Annotated in this window: 7 protein-coding genes, 1 other RNA gene and 2 pseudogenes; 2 read left to right on the plus strand and 8 right to left on the minus strand. The window is 34.3% G+C overall.

Going from position 1 to position 10,622, the window contains the following annotated elements:
* Positions 1–32: 32 nt before the first annotated feature.
* The 3 genes from rnpB to JCM6256_RS03820 form a co-directional block, all read right to left on the minus strand.
* An RNA gene (gene rnpB / locus JCM6256_RS10480) (RNase P RNA component class B) lies at positions 33–397 on the minus strand.
* A 43-nt stretch (positions 398–440) separates the two neighbouring features.
* Complete coding sequence (locus tag JCM6256_RS03815; RefSeq protein ID WP_025080479.1) at positions 441–863, minus strand: cell division regulator GpsB; 423 nt, start codon at positions 861–863, stop codon at positions 441–443.
* Between the two features lie 86 nt (positions 864–949).
* Positions 950–1,519, minus strand: a complete 570-nt coding sequence (locus JCM6256_RS03820; RefSeq protein WP_025080480.1) for an SLOG family protein — start codon at positions 1,517–1,519, stop codon at positions 950–952.
* A 68-nt stretch (positions 1,520–1,587) separates the two neighbouring features.
* On the opposite strand from JCM6256_RS03820, the gene recU reads away from it, so the two are divergent.
* Together recU and JCM6256_RS09635 are read left to right on the plus strand one after the other, a co-directional pair.
* The gene (gene recU, locus JCM6256_RS03825; protein WP_025080481.1) at positions 1,588–2,220 is read left to right on the plus strand and encodes a Holliday junction resolvase RecU; all 633 of its coding nucleotides are present in this window, start codon (positions 1,588–1,590) and stop codon (positions 2,218–2,220) included.
* Entirely contained in the window at positions 2,210–4,564 is a 2,355-nt protein-coding gene (locus tag JCM6256_RS09635) for a PBP1A family penicillin-binding protein (RefSeq protein WP_155833150.1), read from the plus strand. The genes recU and JCM6256_RS09635 overlap by 11 nt, the downstream gene beginning before the upstream one ends.
* A gap of 56 nt (positions 4,565–4,620) precedes the next feature.
* On the opposite strand, the gene nth is transcribed toward JCM6256_RS09635, so the two are convergent.
* The 5 genes and pseudogenes from nth to JCM6256_RS09645 all read right to left on the minus strand — a co-directional run bounded on the left by nth (position 4,621) and on the right by JCM6256_RS09645 (position 10,598).
* Positions 4,621–5,256: an endonuclease III gene (gene nth, locus JCM6256_RS03835; RefSeq protein WP_025080482.1), complete on the minus strand. Its 636-nt coding sequence runs from the start codon at positions 5,254–5,256 to the stop codon at positions 4,621–4,623.
* Positions 5,256–5,902, minus strand: a pseudogene (locus JCM6256_RS09640) (DnaD domain protein). Before JCM6256_RS09640 ends, nth begins: the two are co-directional and overlap by 1 nt.
* 68 nt (positions 5,903–5,970) lie before the next feature.
* A complete protein-coding gene (gene asnS, locus JCM6256_RS03845) occupies positions 5,971–7,269 on the minus strand; it encodes an asparagine--tRNA ligase (RefSeq protein ID WP_025080483.1) in 1,299 nt (432 codons plus the stop codon).
* A gap of 53 nt (positions 7,270–7,322) precedes the next feature.
* Positions 7,323–7,820: a hypothetical protein gene (locus JCM6256_RS03850; protein ID WP_025080484.1), complete on the minus strand. Its 498-nt coding sequence runs from the start codon at positions 7,818–7,820 to the stop codon at positions 7,323–7,325.
* A pseudogene (locus JCM6256_RS09645) lies at positions 7,807–10,598 on the minus strand (helicase C-terminal domain-containing protein). Before JCM6256_RS09645 ends, JCM6256_RS03850 begins: the two are co-directional and overlap by 14 nt.
* Positions 10,599–10,622 lie beyond the last annotated feature (24 nt).

Here is a 10,622-nt window from a genome sequence, read left to right on the forward strand (position 1 = left end):
TCCCTAAGAAGTTCAACTCTGCCAGTGTAAATCTCTATAAGCCACGTTCTGTTCCAGTGATTATTGGCAAAATCACCTTTAGCAGCCATCTATCTTTATTGCAAAAGCAATAACCCGATCTTTAGTTCAATTTCTTAGATCGAAACGCCCCCACCAAATTTGGGTTGCACGCTCGCAGGGTTTACCTCGTTCCACCAAAATCGTTTTCGATTTTGCTTCGTCACTGTGGCACTTTTCAGGATATTAACGCATATCCGAAGACTTAGCGCTTTTTCCGCCGTGATCTTAAAAAGATCCTCCAGCTTATTAGGCTGAATACGAACACTACAGACATCGCAGCCTGTGCGTGCGTGGACTTTCCTCAGCTAGCAAAAGCTAACCGCGACCGCTCAAAATTCACACTATAAAGTATTATAGCAAAACTTACCAAATTTGTAAGCCTATTTTTGCAAGCCATATACTCGTTGTTCAAGATTGTAAACTTTTCTTTCAAGAGTAGAAATTCTTTGAATGATTGCCATATTAGTTGAAATTTCACCTTGACCATCATTTTCATTATCTTCAATTGAAGTAACAGGCATACGTCTCTTTCTAGGTGTATATGTTTTAACCTCTTCGTGTTCTTTGTTAACTGGAGCAGCCGCCACAGTTTTACTTTTAGCTTTTGCTTCCATTAATTCGCGTTGAAGTTTACCAAGTTGACCGTATAAATCTTCAATAATTTGATGAAAAGTTTCGTAATCTGAAATCACTTGATCAAGATATGCATCCACTTCATCGGGATCATATCCTTTTACTTTATTTCTAAATTGTTTTTTTAAAATATCTTGTGATGATAATTTAATATCGTTTAAATCTGCCATTAATAAACAGCTCCTTTTACATTCAAGCCTATTTTAGCAAAAACGCTGACAGTATGAAACAAGTTAACAAAAGTTTAAACATTTAATTATTCGTAATAATTATTGGGGCGATGATTCTCTGAATATTCCTCTGCTATATCTTGCAAATCATAAAAATCAATTAAATCTAACGGATAATCATTAGTTTCTTGATATTGTTTGATTAAATTATAATCAAACTTGGGTTTACCAGGATGTTCTTCATCATAAATCATTAAAGCACGATCGGTGTGAAGAAGCATAAAGTTTTGATAATTTCTTAACTGTACAGGGCTTTTATAAGTAGTATTTGAAGTAGAAGCATAAAAATCAACTTTTTCTTTTAAATTGATAAACTTAGCTTGATTATTTTCATTCCAACGACTTGAAAATTCCTCATATGGTGTCATCATTGAAACTTGAACTGGGTAATCATTTCTGAGTTCAACGCCAACTTCTGCGGCCCATTGTTCAACGCCCAGATTTGCGCCAGTAATAATCCAATCCATTTCACCATTTTCAAGTAAATTTGTAAAATAACTTTTGAGTGCATACTTTATAATAGTAATTTTAGGATCTTTATCGCTAAAAGTATTTAATTCATAACTGCGATATCCGGTAACCCATAGACGTTGCATTATGCAAAAGCTCCCTTTTATTCAAAAAACGTTTCTTTATTGCTATAATGCTAACAGGAGTGAAGTTGATGGTCAAATATCCGAGCGGCAGCTTGGCCGCTTTTAGAAAAACAGCAAAAAAGCCAAAAGTTCGAAAATCATATCAACACCGGAAAGGTGTAAACTTTTCAGATCGTGGTATGACCCTTGAACAGCAAATTAATGAGTCAAATAAATATTATCTACAAGAAGAAATTGCAGTTGTTCACAAAAAGCCAACTCCAATTCAAATAGTAAAAGTTGATTATCCTAAAAGATCAAAAGCTGTTATTCGTGAAGCTTATTTTAGACAAGCCTCTACTACTGACTATAATGGCGTATACAAAGGTTACTATTTGGATTTTGAAGCTAAGGAAACAAAAAACAAAACTAATTTTCCTTTAAAGAACTTTCATGAACACCAAATTTTTCATTTAGATGAATGTTTAAAACAACAAGGTATCTGTTTTACTATAATTGGTTTTACAAGTTTAGAACGATACTTTGTGACTCCTGCCAGTTTTGTTATTCATGCATGGAATACAAAAGACAAGAGTTCAATGACTTTACAAGAAATAGAGGATCACTCTATTGAGATTAAAAGTGGGTTTCACCCTACTCTACCTTACTTAATAGCAGTTGATCATTTTATTGCAGATAGGAAAGTAAATAATGGCAAATAGAGAAAATAATTCTGGACGTAGAATGAGGCAAAGAGAAGCACAACGAGCCTCAAAGCATTTATGGACTCGAATAATTAAATGGTTTTTCTTAATCGTTTTGTTAGTTGTTGTTTCTGGAATAGGTTTATTTGCATTCTATGCAAAAGATGCACCTAATGTTAGTCAGGATCAACTTCAAAGCGGTGGAACTTCTGCTCTTTATACGAATAATGGAAAATTTTTATTATCATTAGGCTCAGAAAAAAGAATTTATGTTAAAAATGATAAAATTCCTCAACAATTAAAAGATGCAATTGTTTCTGTAGAAGATAAGCGTTTTTATAATGATCGATTAGGAATCGATCCAGTCAGAATTATAGGTTCTATGCTTACTAATGCAAAAAGCAATAGCATTGCAGCCGGTGGTTCAACAATTACTCAACAATTGGTAAAATTAACAGCCTTTTCAACTGCAGCTTCGCAACGTACCTTAAAGAGAAAAGCTCAAGAAGCTTGGATTGCCATGAAAGTTCAAAGAGAATTCAGCAAAGATCAAATCTTGGAATTCTATATTAATAAAGTATTTATGAACTATGGTAATTATGGCATGGGTACAGCAGCCAATTATTACTATAACAAGAGCTTGAAAAAGCTAGATTTAGCTCAAACAGCTTTAATTGCTGGGATGCCAAATGCTCCCGTTGCTTATGATCCTTACTTATATCCAGAAAAGGCAAGATATCGTCGTAATATTGTTTTGAAGACAATGCTTGAAAACAAAAAAATTACGCAAGCCCAATATGATCAAGCTGTAAACGAAAGTATCAAAAAAGGATTAGTTCACCATAGAGGAAATTCTGAATCTAAGATTCGCCAAATTGATGACCCATATATCAAAGAAGTAATTGCAGAAGTTAAGGCAAAAGGTTTTGACCCATATAATGATAATTTAAAAATTACTGTTAATATCGATCAAAAAGCCCAAAATAAACTTTATCAGTTAGCAAATGATGGTAGTGTTCCATTTACAAATGACAAAATGCAAATTGGGGCAACTGTTGTTGATCCAAATAATGGTCATGTTGTAGCAATTCTTGGTGGACGTCACTTACCTTCTGTTCAATTAGGTCTTGACCGTGCAGTTCAAACTGGCCGTTCAACCGGATCATCAATCAAACCTGTTTTAGACTATGCTCCCGCCATTCAGTACTTAAATTGGTCAACAGCAAAGATATTGGATGATAGTAAATACGTTTACCCAGGTACAAATATTCAGCTTTATGACTGGGATAATAAATATGAAGGGGCAATGACAATGCGTTATGCATTGGAACAATCTCGTAATGTCCCTGCTGTTAAAACTTTACAAGATGTTGGCGTCAAAAAGGCTTCAAAATTTGCTCGTCGAATGGGTATTAATGTTCCTTCTAATTCTGGTTTATCTGTAGCTATTGGTGCTAATGCTTCAAGTTTACAAATGTCTGGTGCATATAGTGCTTTTGCTGCAAATGGTATCTATCATAAGCCACAATTCGTTTCTAAGATTGAAACTCCAGATGGTTTAACTAGAAATTATGATTCTAGTGGCATTAGAGTTATGAAGAAATCTACAGCATATATGATTACAGATATGCTTAAGGGCGTAATTAAATCTGGCTCAGGTAAAAATGCTAAAATTGATGATTTGTATCAAGCTGGTAAAACAGGTACTGTTAAGTATTCAGACGAAGATTTAGCAAAATACCCTGCTTATAATTCAACTCCTAAAGATTCATGGTTTGTAGGTTACACTAGAAGCTACGTTATGGGGGTTTGGACAGGTTACGATAATTTGAAAGATGGAACTATTTCTGGCGTAGGTCAAAATTCTGCTCAATTAATGTACAAGAGTATGATGACTTATTTGATGCAAAATAAGCCTAATATTAATTGGAAAAAACCCTCATCTGTAATTAGAGCTAAAATCGTTAAGAACTCAAATCCACCTGAAGTTGCCTCTGCTGGTCAAAGTGGTCAATGGCAATTATTTGTTCGTGGACATGCTCCTGCTGGAATAACTGATGATAATTCAGCAAGCTATGACGAAGATGATGAGGAAACAGATTCTAATACGAACCGCTCTAATAATACACAAAATAATGACAATGACTCTGTTACAACTAATACTCAAAATGGTTCAACATCACAGTCAAATTCATCATCAAGAACTAGTGAACCAACCAGAGAAAATAGTCATCAATCATCTACCGTCAGTCATCAGCTCAAAGTTCTTCTTCCGCTCCAGCCACAACCCAATCTAGCCGGAAAGAAGAGAAGACTAATGCTGATAGTGGAAAAAAAGATGATGATTAAAGTTTTATTATAAATATAAAAAGCATCTCAATGTTGTAGTGAGATGCTTTTTTGATACCGATTATTATTTTATTTTTCAGGTGGCAAATATGAATATGGATCTGGATTTTTTGCTCTAGCTGGCATTGTATAACGCCCAAACATGATCATAGCATGGTGTGTATGAATCCATTCATCTTTCGGCAACAATTCTTCTAGTCTTTTTTCAATTTCATGAGGAGTAGCATTTTGGTTTACAATTTTAAATTTTTTAGAAATTCTAGAAACATGCGTATCAACGGCTATGGCTGGTACTCCAAATCCTTCCGCTAATACAACATTTGCCGTTTTTTCTCCTACTCCCGGCAAGGTCATCAAAGTCTTTTTATCTTCAGGAATTTTACTATTATATTTTTCAACTAGGATTTTAGCCGTTGCGCTTAAATGTTTTGCTTTTGAGCGATAAAGTCCAATTTGTTTAATATGATCTTCAATTTCAGCAATTGAAGCATTTGCTAAAGATTCTGGAGTTGGAAAATCCTCCATAAATTTCGGCATAACACGATTTACCATTTTATCAGTAGTTTGAGCGCTCATTAAAACAGCACACAGCAAATGAAAATTATTATCCCAATGCAATTCACTTTTTGCATCTGGATACATCTCATCAATTCTTTGAAGTACATGACGTGCTTCTTCATCGTTTAATAATTCTTCTTTTGACATTATCTATTCCTTTGTAAGAATTGTCTTACTTCAGCAGGCGTTTTTAAATTATGGCGTTGCAATTTAACAAAATTCGATCCACATATTTAAGACTATATGCTTGTGAAAGTACAGCTTCACGTAAAGCCATTTCAATTATTTCTGGCATATAATGATCCAAATTTAACCATGATGCAATTTCTTCACGCTCAATTGGGCTTAAATAGCGTCCAAATTCAATTTCAAATTGTCTGGATAATTTATTCAAAGGATTATTTTCTAAGCTGTCAGAAACAACTGGGGCGCTTTTAGAGTTAGTCTGATTCCTCACCATAATATTTTTTTGAATAAAATCATCCAATTTACTATAAAGACCATTTAAATTGTAACGGTTGCCAATTCTACCTTGCGGATCTGTAGTTTGATCAATTGCTAAATATTTATGGTCAATGAGATTTTGAATCAAGGTCGCAACATCATTAACAGATAGATTAGTATTAGCCGCTATTTTTTCATTAGTTGGAAATTGCTCGCCTCGTTGAAAAAATGCTTCTAATTGAATGATTAAAATCAATTCTGCATCAGTAATTTGAAGTTGTGGATAATAAGCTATTAGGCCATTTTGCAATGTCGTAAAACCTAAAGCTCGATAATCATTAAAATGCATAAACATTTCCCTTCAAAAAAGAGATTGGAAAATATCCAATCTCTTTTTCATTATATTAATTATTTTTATTAAGGTTGCATTCTGTTAATCAATCTTGGGAATGGAATTGCTTCACGAATGTGGTCAAGGTGACAAATCCAAGCAATTGTTCTTTCAAAGCCCATACCAAAGCCTGAGTGAGGAACACCACCGAATTGACGCAAGTCAAGGTACCATTGGTAATCTTCAAGATTAAGACCTGCATCAAGGATTTGTTGCTTCAAAACTTCGTAGTTACCTTCACGTTCAGAACCACCAAAGATTTCACCATAGCCTTCTGGTGCAATAACATCAGCACATAAGTATTCCTTAGGATTATCAGGATTCTTCTTCATGTAGAATGGTTTGATTGAGGTTGGATAGTTCATGATAAATACTGGACGATCATATTGTTCAGAAATGTAACCTTCATCAGGAGCACCAAAGTCATCGCCCCACTTAAAGTCACGACCAGCTTCTTGAAGCATCTTTACAGCATCATCGTAAGAAAGACGAACAAAGTTACCTTCAGTAGTTGGACGAAGCTTTTCAGGATCACGACCTAAAATCTTAAGTTCGTATTCATTGTTTTCCAAAACTTGCTTAACCATGTAAGCCAAGTATCTTTCTTGGAGATCCAATGATTCATCTTGGTGCATCCAAGCCATTTCTGGTTCCATCATCCAGAATTCAGTCATATGACGACGACCCTTTGATTCTTCAGCTCTGAAAGTAGGACCAAAAGTAAAGATCTTGCCAAAAGCCATAGCACCAGCTTCTCCATAAAGTTGACCTGATTGTGATAAGTAAGCATCGTGATCGAAGTAGTCAACGTGGAATAATTGTGTAGTACCTTCTGGAGCTGAGTGCATGAAGATAGGTGCATCAAATTTTACGAAGCCTTCTTTTTCAAAGAAGTCAACAGTTGCTCTAAACATAGTGTTTCTAATTTGCATAATTGCAAATGGCCGCTTAGATCTTAACCATAAGTGACGGTGATCAAGAAGGAAGTCAACACCGTGTTCCTTATTACCAATTGGGTAACCTTCGTTGTTGCTTACAACCTTTAAATCTGAAATTTGAATTTCGTAGCCGAAGTGTGAACGTTCATCCTTGTGAACAGTACCAGTAATGTAGAAACTAGCTTCTTGACGTAAAGTCTTAGCAGCTTCAAAAACTTCTTCTGAAACATCATTCTTACGAATAACACCTTGGAAAAATGCAGTACCATCACGTAATTGTAAGAAGATGATCTTACCACTTGAACGTTTATCTGTTAACCAAACATGCATCTTGACTTCTTCGTCAACGTGTTTGGAAGAATCTTTAATTGAAATCAATTCTGTCATAAATCCTATCCACCTTTTTATCTTTCAATACAGCATATATGATACCAAAAAATCTATAAATTGGCGACTGAGTTTATTTCATTTCCATCTTTAAAGTCATATAAAACATAATTATAGTTGCCAGACTTAGTTTTAGCAGAAACTTCCCAAACCGCTTTTCCTTGATACCAGCCTAAGTTCACATTGCTAATTTGAGAATTTGAATGAGAGGATTTATATGCATCCCTCACCCTTTTTTCACTCACACCTTTATTTGAAGGATAAATATACGCCTTTTTTGACTTAGGTAAATAAATAAAGTAATAGTTCTTGCCCTTAGCATTAGTTCCCTTAAGAGCATAACTATTAACCCCTCTATCCAAGTGATAATAAGTATCTACATTTTTAATCGGCGTCTTTTTTAAAGCAATTTGTGAAATCTGTCGCTCATTATTACGACTTGGAGTACCTGCTCGATAGAAAATCACCACGCTGGCAATATATGCAACAATAGCTATTACAACTACCCAAACTATAAATTTAATTGTTTGTCTTGTGTCATCTTGGATCATAATTATCTAACTTATCTTTTAAACCTTTTTGACTTACCTTTTGTACTTTTACTGGGATAGCTTGTAAAAAGATCTTCCCGTAATCTTTTGTCCATAAACGTGAATCTAAAATTACAAACTGACCATGATCTTGTTCTCCACGAATCAGTCTACCCATCCCCTGACGGAAACGAATCAATGCTCGTGGAATACTGTCATTTTCAAAAACATTTATATTTTTATCTTCTAAACGTTTTTGTCGTAATTTAACTTCTGGTTGATCTGGAGATTCAAATGGAAGTTTACTTGCTATAACCAAATCAATTCCTTGATCATGGAAATCGATCCCTTCCCAGAAACTATCTGCTCCAATAATAATTGCTTTAGGAGCAATTGAAAAACGTTTGGCAATCCGGTTATTGGATCCTGATAAACCCTGAGCTAAAATTTCAAAATCTTTTAGCTTAGGATTATTCACTATCTCTACAAATACATCATGAATTTTATCTAAGTTAGTCATCAGCAAAAGCACATGATTTTTATTCTCAAGATCATTAATTAAGATATCGTCTAAGGATTCAAGATATTCATCGCTATCTGGTTTAGGCATATCCTCTACAGCTAAGACTTCTAAATGCTTATTTAAATCAAAACTGCTCTTTCCAATATAAGTAATTGGGTCCATATCTTCTAAGGCCAATTGCTTTATTGCATAGTCAAAATTCTCATTGCTAGTAAGCGTAGCACTAACAAAAAGCAAATGATCAAAACGAGAATAGATTTGCCTTAATTCTCTAGAAGCATCGAGCATCATCCAGTGCAAATTAGTACTTAATGGATCATCTGGATTGGTTGCAATAAGTACAAAGCCGCCTTGATCAAGATTATCTTCACTAGAAATAAGATCCGTTAATTGATAGCTCTTTTCTGTATAGTAATCTAATTGATCAATCTCCTCTGTAATATCACTTAACAAAGAATCATCCCCAGATGGAATAGAACTATGGTCTTGATATAAGTTAAATAAGATCTGATTTGTCTTTTGACGTACATTCTCTAATTTTTGTACGAAGCTGGACATTTTATCAAGAAATTCACTATCTTTAGGAAATAACACTTTTCCAGGAAAACTTAGCTCTAGATTACCATTAGGTAAAATAATTTTATTAATAGCTTCTTCTTTTCGCGAATAAAGAATCTTCTGCAAATCATTAATTGTATAAATTAAATCAAGGATCTCAGGATCAAGATTCTTCAATAAGAAATTAATTTCTACATTTTCAGAAAACTGATTTTGCACACTATCTTCTGAAAAGTACAATAGATTTCTCAAACGACTTAAACTTCCCCAGAGTGATTCAAAACGCAGTGCATCATTACGAGAAGTAATAACGTTATCTGTAAATCGATGTGCCTCATCAATTACTAAATATGGATTTTGTCCCCAGATAGTATCCATATAGTGATTTGCTAAATATGCATGATTAGTGACCAAGATATCGGCCGCCTCTTGTCGTTCTCTTGCTAAATTCCAAAAGTCGACTTCCGCAAATTTGCTGCTGACTCTGGCATCCCCTGGATGAGATATCTGCGTAAAAATTGGATTACTATAGCTAGTAAGCTGAAGCTCATCATATCCCCAGTTTTAGTTTCTGTCAGCCAAACCAAAATTTGCATTTGCAATACAAGTGTTGGTTTATTAGGACTATTGCTAAAAATGGTTTGTACGAAACCGTCAAGATCAATAAAATGACTACTTGCTTTAACTACTTCAGCAGTAAGATCAAGCTTAGTAATTTTCAGCATTTGTGGGATTTCTTGTTCGATGATTTGATCCTGCAAAACTTTAGTCGGAGCTGCTACTACCAATTTTCTGCTTGAATAAAGCTGGTAAGCATAACTAAATAAATATGAAAATGTCTTTCCTGTTCCATTTGGAGCTTCAACAAGCATTGCTCTTTCCAAAGGATTATTAATAAATTGATGAATATGATTAATTAAATCAACTTGAGCCTTACGATAATTTATTTTATTCGCAAAAAGCTTACGTTTAGTTTGATCATTAATAGGAAAATGATTATCTTCTCCTGAATTATTATTAGCCAGATTGTGAGTCTGCTTTTGTAAGACAATGTTTCTTACTTGCATGTATTCCTTTGCAAGGGGATGCTTTTGCTTACGATATTCATTAGCAATTGACGTAAATACCCATGAAGTATCTCTGATCAGTCCTTGAGAAAGCGAGCTAAGCGTATTTAAAGTAGCTTGAGGCAATCTTTCTAATCGCTTGATAATTTTAATTAATAAAACTGCCGTACCGTAAGCATCTGAATCAGCCTTATGCGGATTTAAATGCTTGATTTTTAACTGTGCTGTTAAATCGCTCAACTTATAAGAAGGCAAAGTTGGAAAAGCAATTTTAGCAAGTTCAACTGTGTCAATAGCTTTGATAGTTAATGGTTCATAACCATGTTCAACTAATTCATAATTTAAAAACGGAAAATCAAAGTTCACGTTGTGCGCTACAAATACAGTATCTTTTAAAATATCAATAATTTGTGGAGCGTAATATGAAAAATCTTTAGCATCTTGAACATCTTCATCATGAATTCCTGTCAAGTTTTGAACTGACAAGGGAATTTCACGATGTGGGTTAATCATAAATGAATAAGTCTTAACTACTTTCATGTGCTTAATAATTGCACAGCCAAATTGAATAATGTGATTATTGTTTTCTCTTTGCGTTCCTGTGGTTTCTAGATCGACTACTGCGAAAGTATCCTTATCAAAAACAGTCATTCTCTAGCCTCCTTTCTGTATTAC

It is taken from the genome of Lactobacillus hamsteri DSM 5661 = JCM 6256 (assembly GCF_000615445.1).
GTDB classification, from domain to species: Bacteria; Bacillota; Bacilli; order Lactobacillales; family Lactobacillaceae; genus Lactobacillus; species Lactobacillus hamsteri.

Bases quoted from the DNA above. Each gene is read 5' to 3' on its own strand.
- JCM6256_RS03815 (WP_025080479.1), bottom strand. From the start codon at position 863: ATGGCAGATTTAAACGATATTAAATTATCATCACAAGATATTTTAAAA.
- JCM6256_RS03820 (WP_025080480.1), bottom strand. From the start codon at position 1,519: ATGCAACGTCTATGGGTTACCGGATATCGCAGTTATGAATTAAATACT.
- asnS (WP_025080483.1), bottom strand. From the start codon at position 7,269: ATGACAGAATTGATTTCAATTAAAGATTCTTCCAAACACGTTGACGAA.
- recU (WP_025080481.1), top strand. From the start codon at position 1,588: ATGGTCAAATATCCGAGCGGCAGCTTGGCCGCTTTTAGAAAAACAGCA.
- JCM6256_RS09635 (WP_155833150.1), top strand. From the start codon at position 2,210: ATGGCAAATAGAGAAAATAATTCTGGACGTAGAATGAGGCAAAGAGAA.
- JCM6256_RS03850 (WP_025080484.1), bottom strand. From the start codon at position 7,820: ATGATCCAAGATGACACAAGACAAACAATTAAATTTATAGTTTGGGTA.
- nth (WP_025080482.1), bottom strand. From the start codon at position 5,256: ATGTCAAAAGAAGAATTATTAAACGATGAAGAAGCACGTCATGTACTT.